Source organism: Scandinavium lactucae, assembly GCF_033843265.1.
Lineage (GTDB): Bacteria > Pseudomonadota > Gammaproteobacteria > Enterobacterales > Enterobacteriaceae > Scandinavium > Scandinavium lactucae.
On record NZ_JAWXRD010000038.1, the window covers coordinates 1 to 22,006 of the forward strand.

Annotated in this window: 16 protein-coding genes; 8 read left to right on the forward strand and 8 right to left on the reverse strand. The window is 57.5% G+C overall.

Translation table 11 applies throughout. From position 1 onward, the window contains the following. Positions 1 to 182: 182 nt before the first annotated feature. From gsiD to iaaA, 5 genes are read right to left on the reverse strand one after another with little or no spacing between them, the layout of a single operon-like run. Complete coding sequence (gene gsiD / locus SIK69_RS16615; RefSeq protein WP_319629349.1) at positions 183 to 1,094, reverse strand: glutathione ABC transporter permease GsiD; 912 nt, start codon at positions 1,092 to 1,094, stop codon at positions 183 to 185. Next, on the reverse strand, positions 1,095 to 2,015 hold the full coding sequence (gene gsiC / locus SIK69_RS16620) for a glutathione ABC transporter permease GsiC (protein ID WP_319786591.1): 921 nt from the start codon (positions 2,013 to 2,015) through the stop codon (positions 1,095 to 1,097). It lies immediately after the preceding gene. Further along, entirely contained in the window at positions 2,015 to 3,553 is a 1,539-nt protein-coding gene (gene gsiB, locus SIK69_RS16625) for a glutathione ABC transporter substrate-binding protein GsiB (protein ID WP_319629351.1), read from the reverse strand. The genes gsiC and gsiB overlap by 1 nt, the downstream gene beginning before the upstream one ends. Before the next feature lie 19 nt (positions 3,554 to 3,572). Then, on the reverse strand, positions 3,573 to 5,411 hold the full coding sequence (gene gsiA / locus SIK69_RS16630; RefSeq protein ID WP_319786623.1) for a glutathione ABC transporter ATP-binding protein GsiA: 1,839 nt from the start codon (positions 5,409 to 5,411) through the stop codon (positions 3,573 to 3,575). A 29-nt stretch (positions 5,412 to 5,440) separates the two neighbouring features. Continuing rightward, positions 5,441 to 6,379, reverse strand: a complete 939-nt coding sequence (gene iaaA / locus SIK69_RS16635) for a beta-aspartyl-peptidase (protein WP_319786592.1) — start codon at positions 6,377 to 6,379, stop codon at positions 5,441 to 5,443. 196 nt (positions 6,380 to 6,575) lie between these two features. Between iaaA and moeA the strand changes: the two genes are divergently transcribed. Both moeA and moeB read left to right on the forward strand, forming a co-directional pair. Then, positions 6,576 to 7,811, forward strand: a complete 1,236-nt coding sequence (gene moeA / locus SIK69_RS16640; RefSeq protein WP_319786593.1) for a molybdopterin molybdotransferase MoeA — start codon at positions 6,576 to 6,578, stop codon at positions 7,809 to 7,811. Next, positions 7,811 to 8,584, forward strand: a complete 774-nt coding sequence (gene moeB / locus SIK69_RS16645; protein WP_319629355.1) for a molybdopterin-synthase adenylyltransferase MoeB — start codon at positions 7,811 to 7,813, stop codon at positions 8,582 to 8,584. Before moeA ends, moeB begins: the two co-directional genes overlap by 1 nt. 53 nt (positions 8,585 to 8,637) lie before the next feature. On the opposite strand, the gene fsa is transcribed toward moeB, so the two are convergent. Next, positions 8,638 to 9,300: a fructose-6-phosphate aldolase gene (gene fsa, locus SIK69_RS16650; protein ID WP_319786594.1), complete on the reverse strand. Its 663-nt coding sequence runs from the start codon at positions 9,298 to 9,300 to the stop codon at positions 8,638 to 8,640. Between the two features lie 134 nt (positions 9,301 to 9,434). On the opposite strand from fsa, the gene SIK69_RS16655 reads away from it, so the two are divergent. The 4 genes from SIK69_RS16655 to SIK69_RS16670 all read left to right on the forward strand — a co-directional run bounded on the left by SIK69_RS16655 (position 9,435) and on the right by SIK69_RS16670 (position 15,172). Beyond that, a complete protein-coding gene (locus SIK69_RS16655; protein WP_319629357.1) occupies positions 9,435 to 10,334 on the forward strand; it encodes a glycyl-radical enzyme activating protein in 900 nt (299 codons plus the stop codon). Positions 10,335 to 10,338: 4 nt separating this feature from the next. Next, a complete protein-coding gene (locus tag SIK69_RS16660) occupies positions 10,339 to 12,771 on the forward strand; it encodes a formate C-acetyltransferase/glycerol dehydratase family glycyl radical enzyme (protein ID WP_319786595.1) in 2,433 nt (810 codons plus the stop codon). A 156-nt stretch (positions 12,772 to 12,927) separates the two neighbouring features. Beyond that, positions 12,928 to 13,743 carry a Cof-type HAD-IIB family hydrolase gene (locus tag SIK69_RS16665; RefSeq protein WP_319786596.1) on the forward strand — a complete coding sequence of 272 codons (816 nt, stop codon included), beginning with the start codon at positions 12,928 to 12,930 and terminating at the stop codon, positions 13,741 to 13,743. Positions 13,744 to 13,906: 163 nt separating this feature from the next. Beyond that, positions 13,907 to 15,172, forward strand: coding sequence for a DUF1479 domain-containing protein (locus SIK69_RS16670; RefSeq protein WP_319786597.1), 1,266 nt, complete (start codon positions 13,907 to 13,909; stop codon positions 15,170 to 15,172). On the opposite strand, the gene SIK69_RS16675 is transcribed toward SIK69_RS16670, so the two are convergent. Next, positions 15,169 to 16,290 (reverse strand): LacI family DNA-binding transcriptional regulator, encoded by a 1,122-nt coding sequence (locus tag SIK69_RS16675; RefSeq protein WP_319786625.1) that lies wholly within the window; start codon positions 16,288 to 16,290, stop codon positions 15,169 to 15,171. The genes SIK69_RS16670 and SIK69_RS16675 overlap by 4 nt on opposite strands. A gap of 254 nt (positions 16,291 to 16,544) precedes the next feature. Between SIK69_RS16675 and SIK69_RS16680 the strand changes: the two genes are divergently transcribed. Further along, positions 16,545 to 17,846 (forward strand): MFS transporter, encoded by a 1,302-nt coding sequence (locus tag SIK69_RS16680; protein WP_319786598.1) that lies wholly within the window; start codon positions 16,545 to 16,547, stop codon positions 17,844 to 17,846. Between the two features lie 18 nt (positions 17,847 to 17,864). Further along, the gene (locus tag SIK69_RS16685) at positions 17,865 to 20,231 is read left to right on the forward strand and encodes a glycoside hydrolase family 31 protein (RefSeq protein ID WP_319786599.1); all 2,367 of its coding nucleotides are present in this window, start codon (positions 17,865 to 17,867) and stop codon (positions 20,229 to 20,231) included. A gap of 92 nt (positions 20,232 to 20,323) precedes the next feature. Here the strand turns inward: SIK69_RS16685 and SIK69_RS16690 are convergent, their stop codons facing one another. After that, complete coding sequence (locus tag SIK69_RS16690; RefSeq protein WP_319629363.1) at positions 20,324 to 21,919, reverse strand: ABC-F family ATPase; 1,596 nt, start codon at positions 21,917 to 21,919, stop codon at positions 20,324 to 20,326. Positions 21,920 to 22,006 lie beyond the last annotated feature (87 nt).

The following is a 22,006-nucleotide window of genomic DNA, read 5'->3' on the forward strand; positions in this document are numbered from 1 at the left end:
AGGAGGGATTAGGTCAAAAAAGCAGTGTATGCTGTTATAATCTTTGCGAAAAAAGAATATTTCTCGGCGCAGTTGAAAATCAAAATCCAAATCGATCTTTCACTTTAAATAAAACTTTCGTATCCACGCCATTCAGCGTACAGGTCACGATTAGCGAGGACATCAGGGTAGCATCTTCTGGATTACCCCTTTATCTTCGGATCCAGCGCATCGCGCAGGCCATCACCGAGCAAATTGAACGCTAACACCGTCAGAAATATCGCCAGCGCCGGGAACAGTGCCACGTGCGGCGACATCACCATATCCGCCCTCGCCTCATTGAGCATCGCGCCCCACTCCGGGGTTGGCGGCTGCGCACCCAGTCCTAAAAACGACAGGCTGGCAGCAGAGATTATCGATACCCCAATTCGCATCGTGAAATAGACCACAATCGATGACACCGTGCCGGGCAGAATATGCCGGAACAGGATAGTGCTGTCGCTGGCCCCGATACTGCGAGACGACTCGATAAAGGTCTGCTGTTTGAGCACCAGCGTGTTACCGCGCACCAGGCGGGCAAAGGCCGGAACCGAGAAAATGGCCACCGCGATGATCACGTTTGCCATTCCGCTCCCCATCACTGCGACTACCGCAATGGCCAGCAGAATGCCGGGAAACGCGAACAGCACGTCGCAGATACGCATGATAATGCGGTCCCACCAACCCTCGTAATACCCTGCCAGTAGCCCGAGCACCGTCCCAACTACCGCGCCAATCAGCACCGCGAACACGCCCGCGGCGAGCGAAATCTGCGCCCCGACCAGCACCCGGCTGAAAATGTCGCGCCCCAGAGAGTCAACCCCGAACCAGTGCAGCATCGACGGGCCTTCGTTCAGCCGGTCGTAGTCGAAATAGTTTTCCGCATCAAACGGGGCTATCCAGGGGGCGATAATCGCCACCGCAATTAACAGCAGCACAAACAGCCCGGCGGTCATCGCCACCGGCTGTTTACGGAATTTACGCCAGAATTCATGCCATGGCGTGCGCACCTGCCCGGGAGAAATTCCGGGCAATGTATTGATAACCGCCTGACGTCGCCAGTTTAACAGTCGCACTTATTTGTACCTGATTGCTGGGTTAATGGCGGCATACAGCACGTCCACCACCAGATTGATTAGAATGAACTCCAGCGAGAAGAGCAGAACTTCCGCCTGAATCACCGGGTAATCGCGCATCTCCACCGAATCCACCAGCAGGCGTCCCAGCCCCGGCCAGTTGAACACTTTCTCTACGACGATCGAGCCGCCGAGCAGGAAACCGAACTGCAGTCCCATCATGGTGACCACCGGGATCATCGCATTGCGCAGGCCATGTTTCAGTACCACCCACTTTTCGCTGACCCCTTTGGCACGCGCGGTACGCATGTAGTCTTCGTTAAGCACCTCAACGAACGAGGCGCGGGTGAAGCGCGCCATCACCGCCGCAACGGCAGCCCCGAGGGTTATCGACGGCAGAATGTAGTGCCGCCAGCTGTCGGCCCCAACGGTCGGCAGCCATCCCAGCTGGACGGAAAAAACCTGCATCAGCAACATCCCCAGCGCGAACGCCGGGAATGAGATACCGGTCACCGCAATGGCCATCCCGAGACGGTCCGGCCAGCGATTGCGCCATACCGCAGCGGCCACGCCCATCGCCATGCCAAAAATGACCGCCCAGACCATGCTGCTCAGGGTCAGCCACAGGGTCGGCATAAAGCGGCTGGCAATCTCCTCCGATACCGGGCGACGCGACACCATTGAAATGCCGAAATCACCCTGCAAGACGTTGACGATGTAGTGTCCGAACTGCACGTACAGGGGTTGATCGAGCCCCAGCTGTTGGCGCACCATCGCCACCACCTGGGCATCGGCTTCCGGCCCGGCAATCAATCGCGCCGGATCGCCGGGCAACAGATGCACGAACAAAAACACCAGCACCGCCACGATGAGCAGGGTCGGGAGCAGGCCGAGCAGGCGTTTAAAGACGTAATTAAGCATTACTTCAGGTCGGCCTGATCAAAGCTAAACCCGGTATCCGGCATGATGTAGAACCCGGTCAGGTTTTTGCTGTGGGCGGATACCAGTTTTTCGACCACCAGTGGCACCCACGGCGACTCTTTCCAGATGGTGTCCTGCGCGTCTTTGTACAGGCGTTCCTTCTCTTTCGGATCGTTGGTTTTCAACGCCTCGTTCAGGTCTTTATCGACCTGCGGATTGTTGTAGAACGCGGTGTTGAACAGGGTCGGCGGCCAGTTCTGCGAGGCGAACAGCGGCGACAGCGCCCAGTCAGCTTCGCCGGTAGAAGCGGTCCATCCGGTGTAGAACATTCTCACCCCGCTCTCTTTCTGCCCTTTGGCTTCCACTTCGGACGCACGCTGCCCGGCATCCATCGCCGTGACCTGCGCCTTAATGCCCACCTGCGCCAGCTGCTGCTGGGTGAATTGCAGCACTTTCTGGGCGGTGCTGTGATTGTGGGACGACCATAGCGTGGTGCTGAAACCGTTCGGGAAACCGGCCTCTTTCAACAGTTCACGCGCTTTGGCCGGATCGTACGGCCACGGTTTGTAGGTTTGCGCCCAGGCAATCGACGGCGGCACCACCCCGGTCGCGGGGGTGGCGTATCCGGCAAAGGCCACTTTCACCAGCGCCTGACGGTTGATGGCGTAGTTAATCGCTTCGCGCACTTTCGGGTTATCGAACGGCTTTTGGGTGACGTTCATGCTGATATAGCGCTGCATGATTGACGGGCTGGCCACCAGTTCCAGTTTGCTATTTTTTGCCAGTAAAGGCGCTTGCTCATAGGGGATCGGGAAGGCGAATTGCGCTTCGCCGGTTTGCAGCATCGCCGCCCGAGTGTTGTTGTCGACCACCGGTCGCCAGGTGATGGAATCCAGCTTGGGCAGGCCCTGCTGCCAGTAACCTGCAAATTTCTTCACCTTCACAAAATCGGTCTGATTCCAGGTATCGAGTTGATAAGGCCCGGTGCCGACCGGATGGAAACCAATCTCTTTGCCGTATTTTTTCAGCGCGGCTGGCGAAATCATCGCCGTCGCCGGATGGGCCAGAATATTGATGAACGCCGAGAACGGCTGTTTGAGCGTGATTTTCACCGTCTGCGCATCGACGACTTCGGTGCTGGCGATATTCTTGTACAGGTTGTAACGCTTGAGGTGATTATCCGGATTGCTGGCACGATCAAGGTTGGCCTTCACCGCCTCGGCGTTAAAATCGGTGCCGTCCTGGAACTTCACGCCGCTGCGTAACGTGAGGGTGTACACCCGTCCGTCGTCCGACACGGTGTAGCTTTCCGCCAGAACGTTGTGCATTTTCATGTCTTTATCCAGGCCGAACAGACCCTGATAAAACGACTTCGCTACCGCCTGAGAAAGCGTATCGTTGGCGTCATACGGGTCGAGCGTGGTGAAGTTCGAGCCGACGGCCACCACCACGTCCTTTGCCGCAAACGCAGGCGTCGCGGCGAGGGCGGAAACAACACCCAGCGCCAGCAGCCATTTACCTGAAATCTGTTGTGTCATGTTGTTGTTCTCCTGATTGTTATAAGTGCGACAGCGGGCTGGGAGTCTCGTCCCGGACCACAAAATGTCCGGGGCTGACCTGCACCAACGGCGCGTGGGCAATCTCTTCTCCCCGCCGATAAATATTGCCGGGCATTTCATCAGACAACAGCACCCGCTGTGGCCGACGGTGCGTCGGGTCGGCCACCGGCACCGCAGCCATCAGCTTGCGGGTGTACGGATGCTGTGGATTTTCAAACACGGCGCGGCGCGGCCCCATTTCGACGATCCGCCCGCGGTACATAACCGCCACGCGGTGGCTGATGCGCTCGACCACCGCCATATCGTGGGAAATAAACAGATAAGCGATCCCCATTTCCCGCTGTAAATCGAGCAGCAGATTGATGATTTGCGCCCGAATCGACACATCCAGCGCCGACACTGCCTCATCGGCAATGACCACTTTCGGGTTCAGCGCCAGCGCGCGGGCAATGCAGATCCGCTGGCGCTGTCCGCCTGAAAATTCGTGCGGATAACGCCAGGCGTGTTCGGGCTGCAAGCCAACGCGTTCAAGCAGCCACGCCACCCGACGCTGCGCCTCGGCTTCCGGCATGATGTTATGCACCCGCAGCGGTTCCAGAATCGAATAGCCGACGGTTTGCCGCGGATCCAGTGAGGCCCACGGGTCCTGAAAAATAAACTGGATATTGCGGCGTAACGGCTGGAGCTGGCTATCGGGGAGGGTATCAATGCGCTGACCGTTGAATACAATGCTGCCGCTTTGTGATTCGACCAGCCGCAGCAGCGCGCGCCCGGTGGTCGATTTGCCGGAGCCGGATTCCCCTACCAACGCCAGCGTTTCACCGGGCCACAGATCAAAACTGACTTTTTCCACCGCGTGCACTTCACGAGTGACGCGGTTGAGAATGCCGCTGCGCAGCGGGAAACGGGTAACCAAATCACGTACCTGCAATACCGGATCGCCAGACACCACGGTGTCCTGTTCTTCCGCCGCGGCAGTGGCGTTCAGCAATGGGAAACGGCGCGGGAGTGAGGTGCCGCGCATCGCGCCGAGGGTCGGCACGGCGGCCAGCAGCGCTTGAGTGTAGGGATGCTGGGGCGCGGCGAAAATCTGCTCCACACTGCCGGTTTCCACCGCTTCGCCCTGATACATCACCAGCACACGGTCGGCGATATCCGCCACCACGCCCATATCGTGAGTGATAAAAATCACCCCCATTTCCATCTCTTTTTGCAGGACGGCGATCAGTTGCAGGATTTGCGCCTGAATCGTGACGTCGAGGGCGGTGGTCGGCTCATCGGCAATCAGCACCGCCGGGCGGCATGAGAGCGCCATCGCAATCATCACCCGCTGGCGCATCCCGCCGGAAAGCTGATGTGGATAGCGGGCCAGCATGGTTTCCGCTTCCGGGATCCGCACCTGCTCTACCATCTTTTTCGCCGCTTTCAGCGCGTCTGCGTGCCCCAACCCCTGATGCAATCGGATCGACTCAGCAATCTGCTCCCCAACGGTAAACACCGGATTCAGGGAGGTCATCGGCTCCTGGAAAATCATCGCGATATCCACCCCGCGCACATGACGCATCTGCGAAGCACTCTGCGCGGTCACCTCAATCACCTCGCGATTGCGCCGCCGCAGCAGGATCGATTCACTGTTGACCTCGCCGCCGGACTGTTCCAACAGGCGCATCAGCGCCAGCGCGGTCACGGATTTTCCCGAGCCAGATTCACCGACAATCGCCAGCGTTTCACCGCGTTTCAGGTCAAACGACAGATTTTTGACTGCCTGAACCGGGTGGCCTTCCTGACGAAAGGAAATCGTTAAATCGCGTACCGCCAGCACTTCGCTGGCGTCGATGGCGTGATTGCGGCCGACCTCTCCTCCGCTCACCGGTAAATACCCACGGTCGAGGAGTCACCTGCAAACGCATAAGCGCGGTACATGCCTTCGCTGTTAAACGGCAGCGCCACGTTGCCGTCGCAGTCGATGGCTATCAGCCCACCGCTGCCGCCGAGCGCCGGAAGTTTTTCCATCACCACTCGCTCGCAGGCGTCCTGCAGGCTTAAGCCACTGTATTCCATCAGGGCTGAGATATCGTAGGCCGCCAGGGTGCGCATAAAGACTTCGCCAGTGCCGGTACACGACACCGCCACGCTGGCGTTATTGGCGTAGCAACCTGCGCCGGGTAGCGGACTGTCACCCACCCGGCCCGGCAGCTTGTTGGTCATCCCACCCGTCGAAGTGGCAGCGGCAAGATTGCCCGCCAGGTCACGCGCTACGGCCCCGACGGTGCCCATTTTGCTGCGTTCATCGAGCGGGGCCGGGCTGTGATCGAGCCGCATTTCCCCCGCCTCCTGCGCCTGACGCAGTTGATGCAGGCGTTCCGGAGTGGAGAATAACGAGTTGCTCACTTTTTCTATCCCATTAGCAACGGCAAATTTCTCTGCCCCTTCGCCAATCAGCAACACATGCGGGCTGTGTTCCAGCACCTGACGCGCGGCAAGGATTGGGTTGCGTAAATGCTTAACGCCCGCGACTGCGCCGACGTTAAGCGAGTTGCCGTCCATCACGCAGGCATCAAGTTCATGCGTTTCATCGGCGGTAAAGACAGAGCCTATCCCGGCATTAAACAGCGGACACTCTTCCAGCAGGCGCACGGCCTCGGTCACCACGTCCAGTGCGCTGGCCCCTTGTTCAAGCATTTGCTGGCCCGCCTCGACGATCATCGCCAGCGCCTGCACATATTCTTGTTCGCGCTCAGGCGTCATTGTGGCGCGGGAGATGGCCCCGGCCCCGCCATGAATGGCGATCACTGCATTACTCATTGCGCCCTTCCCTTCGGCTAATCGGCTGTCGGCCTGCTTTTTCTATAGATATCATTATTGTGCCGATTAATTTATATGATTTTTGAATATAGAAAGTGCCATCGGTGCTGTAAAGCTCTCCTGCCCCCTGACGTACAGTCGTCGGCGCTTTTCTGCCATAATGGGCGCAACAGACGAATTGTCGCAGGAGTAAATAATGGATTTTAACGCCGGACTGATGCCGCTCGACGTGGCGCTGACCCAGATGCTCGACCGTATTTCCCCGCTGAGCGAAACCGAAACGCTGCCGCTGCTACAGGCATTTGGCCGCATTACCGCCCGCGATGTGGTGTCCCCGCTCGACGTACCGGGCTTTGATAACTCGGCGATGGACGGTTATGCCGTACGTCTGGCTGACCTTGCGGACGGCAAAGCCCTGCCGCTGGCGGGGAAAGCGTTTGCCGGTCAACCGTTTGACGGTGAATGGCCCGCCGGAACCTGCGTACGCATTATGACCGGCGCTCCAGTGCCGTCAGGCTGCGAGGCGGTGGTCATGCAGGAAGAAACCGAACAAACCGCTGACGGGGTACGTTTCACCGCCAGCGTCAGAGCAGGCCAGAATATCCGTCGTCGCGGGGAAGACATCACCGCGGGCAGCGCCGTGTTCCCGCGCGGCACGCGCCTTACCGTGGCCGAACTGCCGGTGCTGGCCTCACTCGGCATCCCAACCGTCGAAGTGGTGCGCAAAGTACGCGTGGCGGTGTTCTCCACCGGCGATGAACTGAAATTACCCGGCGAACCGTTGGCGGCTGGGCAGATTTACGACACAAACCGTCTAGCGGTGCATCTGATGCTGGAACAGCTCGGCTGCGAGGTGATTAATCTCGGGATTATCCCGGACAATCAGGACCCGCTCCGTGACGCCTTCCTCCGTGCCGACCAGCAGGCCGACGTGGTCATTAGCTCCGGCGGTGTGTCGGTCGGGGAAGCGGATTACACCAAGACTATCCTCGATGAACTGGGCGAAATCGCCTTCTGGAAACTGGCCATCAAGCCCGGTAAACCCTTTGCCTTTGGCAAGCTGAGCCACAGCTGGTTCTGCGGCCTGCCGGGCAACCCGGTGTCGGCGGCGCTGACGTTCTATCAGCTGGTGCAGCCGCTGCTGGCAAAACTGAGCGGCAATCCGGCTTCCAGCCTGCCACCGCGCCTGCGGGTGCGCACCACCACGCGCCTGAAAAAATCGCCGGGACGTCTCGATTTCCAGCGCGGCATTCTGACCCGCAATGAGGACGGCGAGTTAACCGTCGCTACCACCGGGCATCAGGGTTCACACGTGTTCAGCTCGTTCAGCCAGGGCAACTGTTTTATTGTGCTCGAACGCGAGCGGGGCCATGTCGAGGTGGACGAATGGGTTGACGTCGAACCGTTCAACGCGCTGTTCGGGGGACTGTGATGAGCGTGGAACTGAGTGACGCGGAGATGCTGCGTTACAACCGGCAAATCGTGTTGCGCGGTTTCGATTTTGACGGTCAGGAAAAACTGAAAGCCGCGCGGGTACTGGTCGTCGGGCTGGGCGGTTTAGGCTGTGCGGCGGCGCAATATCTGGCCGCCGCCGGGATCGGGCAGATGACGCTGCTCGATTTCGACACCGTCTCGCTGTCGAACCTTCAGCGCCAGACGTTGCACAGCGATGCGACTCTCGGCCAGCCGAAAGTGGAATCTGCCCGTGACACGCTGGCGCGTATTAATCCGCACGTTCAGTTCCAGTGTATTAACGCGCTGCTGGATGACGCTGAGCTTTTCGCGCACATTGCCGCCCACGATGTGGTCCTCGACTGTACCGACAATGTGCAAATCCGCAATCGGCTTAACGCCGGTTGTTTTCAGCATAAAACCCCGCTGGTCTCCGGGGCGGCGATCCGTATGGAAGGGCAAATCAGCGTGTTCACCTATCAGGACGGCGAACCGTGCTATCGCTGCCTGAGTCGCCTGTTCGGGGAAAACGCCCTTACCTGCGTGGAAGCCGGGGTGATGGCACCGCTGGTTGGGGTGATAGGTTCGTTGCAGGCGATGGAAACCCTTAAGCTACTGGCCGCTTATGGCACGCCCGTCGCGGGGAAAATCGTGATGTATGACGCAATGACCTGCCAGTTCCGCGAAATGAAATTGATGCAGTTTGCCGGGTGTGAAGTGTGCGGAGGTAAAAGTAAAACGGCAATCGTTTGATTGCCGTTTTAGGCCCGGTCAGCATAGCGCCGCCGGGCATCAGGCCGCACAGGTCAGATAGTCGAACGTCCAAACGCACCCAACCAGTCCTGTTCAAATTTATCGATAGCCGCATCAACCGCCGGGGAAGCGATAAACTGCTGCGCGACATCCAGCGGCAGCGTAATCGACTGACAGCCCACCAGCAGACAATCCAGCGCCTGACGCGGGGTTTTGAAGCTCGCGGCCAGCACCTTAGATGCAGGCGCATGCAGCTCCAGCAACTGCTGTAACTCTTCCACGCTGCGAATCCCACTGCCGCCCTGAGCATCAATGCGGTTCACGTAAGGCGCAACATATTCCGCCCCCGCCAGTGCCGAGAGCAGGCCCTGCGCCGCGCCGTATACTGCGGTGCCAAGCGTAGGAATGCCTTCGGCTTTCAGCATTTTTATTGCCGCCAGCCCTTCCGCCGTGACCGGCACTTTCACCACCAGATCAGGAATAATGGCGCGAAGTTTACGCGCATCGCTCACCATTCCTTCAGCGGTGTTAGCCATCACCTGCGCAAATAAACGGCCCTGACCGCCCAGCGCATCGTGCAGTTCCGGTAACAACGTTTCCAGCGGTTTTTTACCGGCAGCCACGATGCTTGGGTTAGTGGTCACCCCCGCCAGCGGGAAGATGCGGGCCAGTTTTTTCACCGCAGCGACTTCGGACGTATCGAGATAGAGTTCCATAACGGTTCCTTAAATTGTGAGATTCTGCATGCTTTAAGACTACCACGCTGCAACCTCTCTTTTTGTTGACGCATGTCAAAATCACTTTCATTCGAAAGTTATTTAATCTTTATACGAAAGCAGAGAGGCAAATTATGATTTTCAACATTCAGCGCTATTCCACCCACGATGGCCCCGGTATCCGCACCGTTGTGTTTATGAAAGGCTGCTCACTGGGCTGCCGCTGGTGCCAGAATCCGGAAAGCCGCGCCCGCACGCAGGATCTCCTGTTCGATGCCCGTCTGTGTCTTGATGGGTGCGAACTTTGCCAGCAGGCGGCCCCCGGGGTTATCGAGCGTGCGCTGAATGGCCTGGTTATCCATCGTGAAAAACTGGAACAGCCGCATCTCGATGCGCTGACCGACTGCTGCCCGACGCAGGCGCTGACCGTTTGCGGCGAAATGAAAAGCGTCGACGAAATCATGGCAACGGTCCTACGCGATAAACCTTTTTACGATCGCAGCGGCGGCGGGCTGACCCTCTCCGGCGGCGAACCCTTTATGAACCCGGAACTGGCGCTTGAACTGCTGAAAAACAGTCACGCGCAGGGCATTCATACCGCGGTGGAAACCTGCCTGCACGTGCCGTGGCGCTACCTTGAACCGGCCCTGCCGTATATCGATTTGTTCCTCGCTGATTTAAAGCACGTCGACCCGCAGAAATTTTTGCAATGGACCGACGGCTCAGCAAAACGGGTGATGGATAACCTCAAACGGCTGGCGGCGGCAGGCAAAAAAATGACCATCCGCGTGCCGCTGATCCAGGGTTTCAACGCCGATGAAGCCTCCATCGAAGCGATTACCGACTTTGCCGCCAATGAATTACAGGTGAGCGACATTCACTTTTTACCTTATCACACGCTCGGCATGAACAAATATAGCCTGCTTGGCGTGCCCTATTCTGCCCCAGATAAGCCGCTCGATGCCCCGGAACTGCTGGATTTTGCCCAGCAAATCGCCCGGGAAAAAGGGCTGACTGCGACCCTACGAGGATAATACGATGACTACCCTGAAACTCGACCAACTGACCGACCGCATTCAGGCGCACAAAAATGCGCTGGTTCACATTGTGAAGCCCCCGGTCTGCACCGAGCGCGCCCAGCATTACACCACTCTTTATCAGCACAACATGGATAAGCCGATCCCGGTTCGCCGCGCGCTGGCGCTGGCGCATCATCTGGCGGAACGTACCATCTGGATCAAACACGACGAGCTGATTATCGGCAACCAGGCCAGCGAAGTCCGCGCTGCGCCGATTTTCCCGGAATACACCGTCAGCTGGATTGAAAAAGAGATTGATGATCTCGCCGATCGTCCGGGCGCAGGCTTTGCGGTCAGCGAAGAAAACAAACGCGTGCTGCATGAAATTTGCCCGTGGTGGAACGGTCAGACCGTGCAGGACCGCTGCTACGGCATGTTCACCGATGAACAAAAAGCCCTGCTGGCGACCGGGATTATTAAAGCCGAGGGCAACATGACCTCCGGTGATGCGCACCTGGCGGTAAACTTCCCGCTGCTACTGGAAAAAGGCCTTGATGGCCTGCGTGAAAAAGTGGCCGAGCGCCGCACGCGTATTAATCTCACGGTGCTGGAAGATCTGCACGGCGATCAGTTCCTGAAAGGGATCGACATCGTGCTGGAAGCCGTTAGCCTGCACATCAAACGTTTCGCCGAACTGGCGCGCAAAATGGCGAGTGAAGAGAGCCGCGAAGCCCGTCGCGACGAACTGCTGGCGATGGCCGAAAACTGTGACGTTATCGCTCACGAGCCGCCAAAAACCTTCTGGCAAGCGTTACAGCTGTGCTACTTCATTCAGCTTATTCTACAGATTGAGTCCAACGGTCATTCGGTGTCGTTTGGTCGCATGGATCAGTATCTGTATCCGTTCTACCGTCGTGACGTGGAGCTGAACGCCACGTTGCAGCGTGAACAGGCGATTGAACTGCTGCACAGCTGCTGGCTGAAGCTGCTGGAAGTGAACAAAATTCGCTCCGGGTCGCACTCTAAAGCCTCCGCAGGTAGCCCGCTGTACCAGAACGTGACCATCGGCGGCCAGAAGCTGGTTAACGATGAGGCGATGGACGCGGTCAACCCGCTCTCTTACGTGATTCTGGAATCCTGCGGTCGACTGCGCTCCACGCAGCCCAACCTCAGCGTGCGTTATCATGCAGGGATGAGCAACGACTTCCTCGACGCCTGTGTGCAGGTGATCCGCTGTGGCTTTGGGATGCCCGCCTTCAATAACGACGAAATCGTTATCCCGGAATTCATCAAGCTCGGCGTAGAGAAACAAGACGCCTACGATTACGCCGCCATCGGCTGTATCGAAACCGCCGTCGGCGGCAAATGGGGCTATCGCTGCACCGGCATGAGCTTCATCAACTTCGCCCGTGTGATGCTGGCAGCAATGGAAGGTGGGCGCGATGCCACCAGTGGGGAAGTGTTCCTCCCGCAGGCCAAAGCGCTGTCGCAGGGCAATTTCGGCGCATTCGACGAGGTGATGGCGGCATGGGATACGCAGATTCGCTACTACACCCGCAAATCGATTGAAATCGAATACGTGGTCGACACCATGCTGGAAGAAAACGTGCCCGATATCCTGTGTTCGTCACTGGTGGATGACTGTATCGAACGAGCGAAAAGCATCAAACAGGGCGGCGCGAAATACGACTGGGTTTCTGGCCTGCAGGTCGGGATCGCCAACCTCGGCAACAGCCTGGCAGCGGTCAAAAAACTGGTGTTTGAACAGGGTGTGATTGGGCAGCAACAGCTGGCCGCCGCGCTGGCCGACGACTTTGAAGGCCTGACCCACGAACAGCTGCGTCAGCGTCTGATTAACGGTGCGCCGAAGTATGGTAACGACGACGATACCGTCGATGCGTTACTGGTTCGCGCCTATCAGACCTATATTGACGAGCTGAAGCTGTATCACAACCCGCGTCACGGTCGGGGTCCAATCGGCGGCGATTACTATGCGGGCACCTCGTCCATCTCTGCCAACGTACCGTTCGGTGCCGCGACCATGGCGACGCCGGACGGACGTAAAGCGCATACCCCACTGGCGGAAGGTGCCAGCCCGGCGTCCGGTACTGACCACCTCGGCCCGACCGCGGTCATTGGCTCGGTGGGTAAATTGCCGACGGCGGCGATCCTTGGTGGGGTGCTACTGAACCAGAAGCTGAACCCGGCCACGCTCGATAACGACAGCGACCGCCAGAAGCTGATGGTGCTGCTGCGTACCTTCTTCGAGGTGCATAAAGGCTGGCATATTCAGTACAACATCGTGTCGCGCGAAACGTTGCTGGAAGCCAAGAAACACCCGGACCAGTATCGTGACCTGGTGGTGCGTGTGGCAGGTTACTCGGCGTTCTTCACCGCCCTGTCACCGGATGCGCAGGACGATATTATTGCGCGTACCGAGCATACGCTGTAAGGCGATAAATGCCCGGTGACGCTGCGCTAACCCGGCCTACGGGATCGATTTTGTAGGCCTGGCAAGCCACGCGCCGCCGGGCAAAAAGAATTTGTGGTTCTCGTCACATTGTACTTAGAATGTTGCTGGTCGCAGTAACATTCAGGAGCTCAATGTATGACAGTTAAAGTTATCGTCACAGATATGGACGGAACTTTTCTCAATGATGCCAAGCAGTACTCTCGTGAACGCTTTTTGGCGCAGTTCCAGCAGCTACAGCAGCGCGGCATTGAGTTCGTCGTTGCCAGCGGTAATCAGTATTACCAGCTTATTTCCTTCTTCCCTGAAATCCGCGATCGAATTTCCTTCGTTGCCGAAAACGGCGCGCTGGTGTATCAGCACGGCCAGGAATTGTTCCATGGCGAACTGACCCGGCATGAATCCCAGGTGGTTATCGGTGAACTGCTGAAAGACCCGCAGCTCAACTTTGTCGCCTGTGGCCTGGAAAGCGCCTACGTCAGCGATAAAGCGCCGGAAGCGTTCGTCCATCTGATGTCGAAACACTACCACCGCCTGAAACCAATTGCTGATTATCAGCAGATTGACGACAAGATTTTCAAGTTCTCGCTGAACCTGCCGGACAGTGAAATCCCACAGCTGATTGATGCGCTGCACGTTTCGCTGGACGGGATCATGAAGCCCGTGACCAGCGGTTTCGGCTTCGTCGACTTGATTATCCCCGGTCTGCATAAAGCCAACGGTATCAGCCGTCTGCTGAAAAACTGGCAGCTTTCGCCGCAGGAGTGTGTCGGGATCGGCGACAGCGGCAACGACGCCGAGATGCTGAAACTGGTGAAATATTCCTTCGCCATGGCCAACGCCGCCGACAGCATCAAAGCCATCGCTCGCTATCAGACCGATGACAACAACCACGACGGCGCACTGAATGTCATTCAGGCCGTGCTGGATAACGCCTCCCCGTTCGACGCCTGATAGTCCCCCGGAGCACCCCGCTCCGGTCTTTCCTTTCCCCGCTCAATGAGCTTTCCCGGATTGTGGATTGCATCAAGTTTTTTAATTTGCATTAACCTATTTTTAACTTAAAGTATCATCTGTAAGTTAAATTACTTTCGAATGAAAGATTGAGAGGTCAATCATGGCGCATTCCTTTACCCATTCAACCCTGCCCGCCGACCACAAAGCGGCCATCCGTGAAATGAAAAAAGCGCTGCGTGCACAGATAGGTGACGTGCAGGCGATTTTCGACTCGTTGGCGGTGCATATCGAGGCCCGGGTGGCAGAAATTGATGCCCTGAAAGCCAGCGGCAAACCGGTGTGGCCCGTGGTGGCCTACGACGATATCGCCAACGGCAACGTGACCGATGCCCAGCGTGAGCAGATCAAACGTCGCGGCTGCGCGGTGATTAAAGGGCATTTCCCGCGTGAGCAAGCGCTGGGCTGGGATCGCTCGATGCTTGATTATCTCGACCGCAATCATTTTGATGAGGTCTACAAAGGCCCGGGCGATAACTTCTTCGGCACCCTGACCGCGTCGCGGCCGGAGATCTACCCGATCTACTGGTCGCAGGCGCAAATGCAGGCCCGCCAGAGTCATGAGATGGCCTCGGTGCAGTCATTCCTCAACCGGCTGTGGCGTTTTGAAAGTGAAGGCAAACAGTGGTTTGACCCGGACGTCAGCGTGATTTACCCCGACCGTATTCGTCGTCGTCCACCGGGCACCACCTCGAAAGGTCTTGGTGCGCATACCGATTCCGGGGCGCTGGAGCGCTGGCTGCTCCCCGCCTATCAGCAGGTGTTCGCCAATGTGTTCAACGGTGATTTTACCCAGTTCGATCCGTGGGATGCGGCACACCGTACCGATGTCGAGGAGTACACCGTTGCAAACACCACCAAGTGCTCGGTGTTCCGCACTTTCCAGGGCTGGACGGCGCTGTCAGAGATGATCCCGGATCAGGGGCTGCTGCATGTGGTGCCTGTCCCAGAAGCAATGGCCTATATTCTGCTGCGTCCGCTGCTCGACGATGTACCGGAAGACGAACTCTGCGGCGTGGCACCGGGTCGCGTGCTGCCGATTTCCGAGCAGTGGCACCCGCTGCTGATCAAAGCGCTGACCTCCATTCCGGCGCTGGAACCGGGTGATTCGGTGTGGTGGCACTGTGACGTTATCCACGCCGTTGCCCCAGTGACCGACCAGCAGGGCTGGGGTAACGTGATGTACATCCCGGCAGCGCCAATGTGCGCCAAAAACCTCGCCTACGCGCAGAAAGTGAAAGTCGCGCTGGAAAACGGCGCGTCGCCGGGCGACTTCCCGCCGGAAGATTATGAAGTGAGTTGGCAAGACCGCTTTACCCTCGACGACCTGAACATTCACGGCAAACGCGCGCTGGGGATGGACCTTTAATCGTCGTATAAGCCTTCTCGTTCTACGGCGGTACGTCGCGTTCCCGGACGTATCCGCCGCACCGATTCCCGCACCACCAGTGTGCCGTGCAGCAGCAGTGACCCACCCGGTGCTTCCGGGCGAATCAGGCGCTGTTGAAGCATCTGTACTGCTTCGGTTCCCAGCTCATCTCGTGGCACGTGAACAGCCGTCAGCGGCACGTCCTGAATGGCCGCCAGGTTAAAGCCATCGATGCTCATGACCGACACATCCTGTGGCACCCGTAGTCCGCGCTGTTGCAACGCTTTGATAGTGCCCGCCGCCATGAAATCCCCCCCGACCAAAAACGCCGTCGGCAGTGGCTTATCCCCTTGCGCATCCAGCCATGCGCCGACTTTGTCTTCGGTCTCTTTGGCGCTGAAGCTGGGTACGGTAATCAAATCACGCGCATCCTGAAAACGCAGATTGCCATTCTTCCACGCCTCACGAATGCCCATCAGGCGCAGCTCCATGGTGTAGCGACGCAGGCACATCACGTTGACCACCGTCCGATGACCCATATCGAACAGGTAACGGGCGGCAAACTGGCCGATCAGCCGATGATCGGGGGCGATCGATGGCAAGCGCATCCGTTCGTCGCGACAGTTGATCAGTACACACGGCTTGGCAAAGTCTGCCGCCAGGTCGTGAATGTGCGGATCGTCTATCCCGAGCAAAATGGCCGCCTGGGTATCACTGTCATTCATCCGGGCCAGAAACAGGTTGGCGTCACTGTCATTTTCTTCCAGGGCACAGTATCGCAGCCGCACCTCATGGGCCGACAGCGCTTTGTTGATGCTCTGAATAACGCGGTAGTAAAAGATGTCGGACCGCTCGTCGAACGCACGCTGAGGGGCAAACACGATCAGGCTATTGAGCAGCATTCTTCCGGCGGCCATGCCGTCCATCACGCCCAGTTCTCGGGCGCAGGTCAGCACCCGCTCACGCGCCTTTTCACTGGTGTTGGCTTTCCCCGCCAACACCCGGGACACAGTGCTGGCCGACAGCCCGGTTCGCGCCGCGATTTCCGCGATTTTCAGCTTTTTATCCAATTTGTGATCTACCTCCACTTTGCAAATGAAAGAATTTTCACGAGCTATTTCCCCGGTGTTCAAGGGGATAAAATTAATTAAAAGGGAGTATACCGCTGGCTCATGAAAAAATTTGCACAAATTGCACTTTTACGGCTGATTTTTGTGCCCTACCCTTAATTGGCCTGACAACTTCCATACTAGTCATCCGGAAGCTTACTAAAAGAAAACCATTAGGTTTCAATAAAATATAAAAATCGGTATGACAACTCGCCCCTTGCGAGCGTCATCTTCCCCCTACAAACCGTCTTGTGGAGATTTCTATGAGCCAAGGTGTTAATAACGAGTTGACGGTCAGCAAAACGCGTCGCGTGGTGAAAAACCTGCGCTGGTGGGTGCTGGTCCTTTTCCTTCTGGGCGTAACCGTTAACTACATTACACGTAACTCTCTGGGCATCCTTGCCCCGGAACTGAAAACTGAACTCGGCATTACCACGGAACAATATTCCTGGATTGTCGGTGCCTTCCAGATTGCCTACACCATTTTCCAGCCTCTCTGCGGCTGGCTGATTGATGTTATCGGCCTCAAGCTCGGGTTTATGATCTGCGCCTGCCTGTGGGCTGTGGCCTGTATCGCCCATGCCGGGGCCGGGAGCTGGTTGCACATCGCCCTGCTGCGCTTTGGTATGGGGGCATCGGAGGCGGCAGCAACGCCAGCCAACGCCAAAACCATCGGCGAGTGGTTCCCGAAATCTGAGCGCCCTATCGCCGCCGGTTGGGCGGGTGTAGGCTTCTCCATCGGCGCGATGCTGGCCCCGCCTATCATCTATTTTGCCCATGCCTCCTTCGGCTGGCAGGGTGCCTTTATGTTTACCGGTTTCCTGGCGCTGGTTTGGGTGGTGCTGTGGTGGCTGTTCTATCACAACCCGGAACAGCACCCGAACCTGAGCAAGGAAGAGTTGGCCTACATCCAGCAGGATAACGAACCGCCCGCGGTGAAACTGCCGTTCCTGAAAGCCCTGAGTAACATCAGTAAAAACAAACGTTTCTACGGGATTGCCATTCCAGCCTTTATGGCGGAACCGGCCTGGGCGGTGATGAGTTTCTGGGTACCGCTGTATCTGGCCAAAACCTACGGCATGGATCTGAAACAGATTGCGCTGTTCGCCTGGCTGCCGTTCCTGGCCGCCGATCTCGGCAGCGTCGCCAGCGGTTATTTGACCAAACTGTACGTGCGCCTCTTCGGCTTTACCCGCGTGAATGCGGTCGTCGCCTCTTCTGTATCCGGCGCGTTCCTGATGCTCTCCCTGGCAATGATGGCCTTCACCAGCAACCCGTACGTGGCGATTGCCCTGATCTCCATCGGCGGCTTCGGTCACCAGATAATTTCCTGCATGCTGAGCGCGCTGGTGGTGGAGTCGTTCGACCGGGGGCAGATGGCCACCGTCAACGGAATGCGTGGCTCCGCGGCGTGGATAGCGAGCTTCATCTTCTCTCTGATTATCGGGGTGACCGCCGACAAGATTGGCTTCAACCCGCTGTTTATCGCCATGGGCTTCTTTGACCTGATTGGCGCTGTATTCCTGATTGCCTTTATTGCTGAACGTCGCGCTAAGCGCGCCTGATTACAGGTTTGATTATTTATGAAAACGCTTAAACACTGGACTTTCGAAAAACAATCCGCACATCACGTCGAACTGACCGTCGATGGTCAGCACACTCTGTGCCTGTACATGCTGGAAGAAAACCTGTTCCGCGTACTGCTCAAACGTCAGGGCAAACTGGCGCTCGACAAAACCTGGAGCATTGCCCCCGATAAGGACGTGCCGTGGGAAGGCCGCTCGCGCGATGACGTGTCCGGCTTCGGTCTGCCTGCCTGGACGCTGGAAAAGCATGATGACAAGCTATCCATCAGCACCTCGCAGCTACGCGTCACCGTCCACCAGCCGCTGTGGCTGGAGTGGCATTACCGCAACGACGCAGGCGACTGGCAGTACCTGACCGCTGACCGTCCGACCAGCGCCTATCTGGTGAACGCCCACGGCGACGGCGTGGCCCACTATCTGAAGCGGCAAAAGGACGAGCGCTTTTACGGCCTCGGCGAGAAAGCGGGCGATTTGCAGCGTACCGGGAAGCGTTTCGAAATGCGTAACCTTGATGCGATGGGCTATAACGCCGCCAGTACCGACCCGCTGTACAAGCATATTCCGTTCACCATTACCCGCCGCGATGATGTGAGCGTCGGCCTGTTCTATGACAACCTGAGCAGTAGCTGGCTGGATTTGGGTAATGAACTCGACAACTACCACACCGCCTATCGCCGCTGGCAGGCCGAAGCGGGTGATATCGACTACTACCTGTTCACCGGCAAACGGGTACTGGATATCACCAAATCCTTTGTACGCCTGACCGGGAAAACCCTGTTTGGCCCGAAATGGAGCCTCGGCTACAGCGGCTCTACCATGCATTACACCGATGCTCCTGACGCGCAAAACCAGCTGATGAACTTTATCCGTCTGTGTGATGAGCATGCTATTCCTTGCGATTCGTTCCAGCTGTCGTCGGGCTATACCTCGATCAACGGCAAGCGCTACGTGTTCAACTGGAACTACGACAAAGTGCCGCAGCCGAAAGTCATGAGTCAGGCCTTCCACGACGCGGGACTGAAGCTGGCGGCGAATATCAAACCGTGCCTGTTGCAGGATCATCCGCGCTATAACGAAGTGGCGGAAAAAGGCTTGTTCGTGCGCGATTCAGAAGCTGACGCGCCAGAACGTTCTGTGTTCTGGGATGACGAGGGCTCACACCTTGACTTCACCAACCCGGCGACCGTCGACTGGTGGCAGGAAGGCGTCACCACCCAGCTGCTGGAAATGGGCATCGATTCGACCTGGAACGACAACAACGAATACGAAGTATGGGACGGCGAAGCTCGCTGCCATGGCTTCGGTCAGGAAATCGCCATCAAGCATGTGCGTCCGGTGATGCCGCTGCTGATGATGCGCGCCTCAATGGAAGCGCAACAGCGCTTTGCCCCGGAAAAACGTCCGTACCTGATCTCCCGTTCCGGCTGCGCCGGGATGCAGCGCTACGTGCAAACCTGGAGCGGCGATAACCGCACCAACTGGCAGACGCTGCGCTACAACACCCGCATGGGCGTAGGCATGAGCCTTTCGGGTCTGTTTAACGTCGGCCACGATGTGGGCGGTTTCTCCGGCGATAAGCCCGATGCCGAGCTGTTCGTGCGCTGGGTACAAAACGGCGTCATGCATCCGCGCTTTACTATCCACTCGTGGAATGACGATCACACCGTTAACGAGCCGTGGATGTATCCAGGCGTCACCCCGGCTATCCGGGGTGCGGTGGAACTGCGCTATCGTCTGCTGCCCTACCTCTACACTCTGCTGTGGCAGGCACACGCCGACGACGAACCAATGCTGCGCCCAACGTTCCTCGATCACGAGCATGACGCGCAGACATTCGAAGAGTGCGATGACTTTATGCTCGGACGCGATCTGCTGGTGGCAAGCGTAGTGGAACAGGGTCAGCGTCAGCGCCCGGTATGGCTGCCTGACAACGAAACCGGCTGGTACGATTTCTATACCGGGGAGTGGTTCTCCGGCGGACAGGGGATCACCGTCGATGCCCCGTTGGAAAAACTGCCGCTGCTGGTCCGCGCCGGGGCAGGTCTACCGCTGAGCGGCAGGATCAAGCACGTTAGCGCGGCTGCCGATGACAGCCGTGAACTGAAGCTGTTCCCGCTGAAAGGTGTGGGCTCTGAGCGCGGCATGCTGTTTGAAGATGACGGCGAGACCTGGGGCTACAAAGACGGTAACGCCCTGTGGCTGGACTGGGAAATGGCCTGTTCCGGCAGCACCATCAACCTGACCTTCAACCCGCGCGGCGATTACCGCCCGGCATGGAGCACGCTGAAGGTAACGTTACCGGCAGGTGAGAAACGCCAGCTGTTGATTAACGGTGAAGCGGCGAGCGAGTGGTCGTTGAGCTGATAGCGATCTGCCCTTCCCGATTGGGAGGGGCAAAAAAAAACGCCACGACGGTCATACCGCGTGGCGTTTTTTTATGATGCAACCGCAGACAATTAGCCGTCGATACCTTTGCTGCGCAGGTAATCTTCGTAGTTGCCGCTGAAGTCGATCACGCGCTCTGGCGTCAGCTCAATTACTCGCGTCGCCAAAGAAGATACGAACTCACGGTCGTGGGAAACGAAGATCAGGGTGCCCTGATACATTTCCAGCGCCATGTTCAGCGATTCGATAGATTCCATATCCAGGTGGTTGGTCGGTTCATCCATCACCAGAATGTTCGGTTTTTCCATCATCAGCTTACCGAACAGCATGCGACCTTTCTCACCACCGGAGAGCACTTTCGCCGGTTTTTTGATGTCGTCCTGGCTGAACAGCAGACGCCCGAGGAAGCTGCGCACCACCTGCTCGTCATCGCCTTCTTGCTTCCACTGGCTCATCCACTCGAACACGGTGAGATCGTTTTCAAACTCGTACTCATGATCCTGCGCGTAGTAGCCAATTTTGGCGTTTTCAGACCACTTCACGCTGCCGCCATCCGGGGTTAAATCGCCAACCAGGGTTTTCAACAGGGTCGATTTACCGATGCCGTTGGTCCCGAGGATCGCCAGCTTTTCGCCCACTTCTAACAGCAGGTTGACGTCTTTAAACAGCGGGCCGTTATCAAAGCCTTTGGTCAGTTTTTCCACTTCCAAAGCGTTACGGAACAGTTTCTTGTCCTGCTCGAAACGAATGAACGGGTTCTGACGGCTGGAGGCTTTCACTTCGTCGAGCTTGATTTTGTCAATCTGACGGGCACGCGAGGTTGCCTGACGAGATTTAGAGGCGTTGGCACTAAAGCGGCTCACGAAGGATTGCAGGTCAGCAATCTGCGCTTTTTTCTTGGCGTTATCGGCCAGCAGACGTTCACGCGCCTGAGTCGCCGCAGTCATGTAGTCGTCATAGTTGCCCGCATAAACGCGCAGCTCGCCGTAGTCCAGATCCGCCATGTGGGTGCAGACCATGTTCAGGAAGTGACGGTCGTGCGAGATGATGATCATGGTGCTGTTGCGCTCGTTGAGCACGCTTTCCAGCCAGCGAATGGTGTCGATGTCCAGGTTGTTCGTCGGTTCATCGAGCAGCAGGATATCAGGATTGGCGAACAGGGCCTGCGCCAGCAAGACACGCAGCTTCCAGCCCGGAGCGACTTCACTCATTGGGCCGTAATGCTGTTCCAGCGGAATACCCACGCCGAGCAGCAGTTCACCGGCGCGCGATTCCGCAGAATAGCCGTCCATTTCGCCGTAGGTCACTTCGAGGTCGGCAACTTTATAACCGTCCTCTTCGCTCATTTCCGCAAGACCGTAGATGCGGTCGCGTTCCTGTTTCACTTCCCACAGTTCGGCGTGGCCCATGATTACGGTATCGAGCACCGAGAACTCTTCGAAGGCGAACTGGTCCTGGCGCAACTTACCGATACGTTCGTTCGGGTCGAGCGAAACGTTGCCGAGGGTCGGCTCTAAGTCGCCCCCCAAAATTTTCATAAAGGTGGATTTTCCGCTTCCGTTAGCGCCAATCAGGCCGTAACGGTTGCCGCCGCCAAATTTCACGGAGATGTTTTCGAATAGCGGCTTACTGCCGAACTGCATGGTGACGTTGCTGGTAACTAACACGGGCGTATCCTAAAAAGATGTGACAAACGGCCTATTTTGGCACAATTAGGAATAAAAATCGCCCTGCACGTGCATCAACCTGGCTGT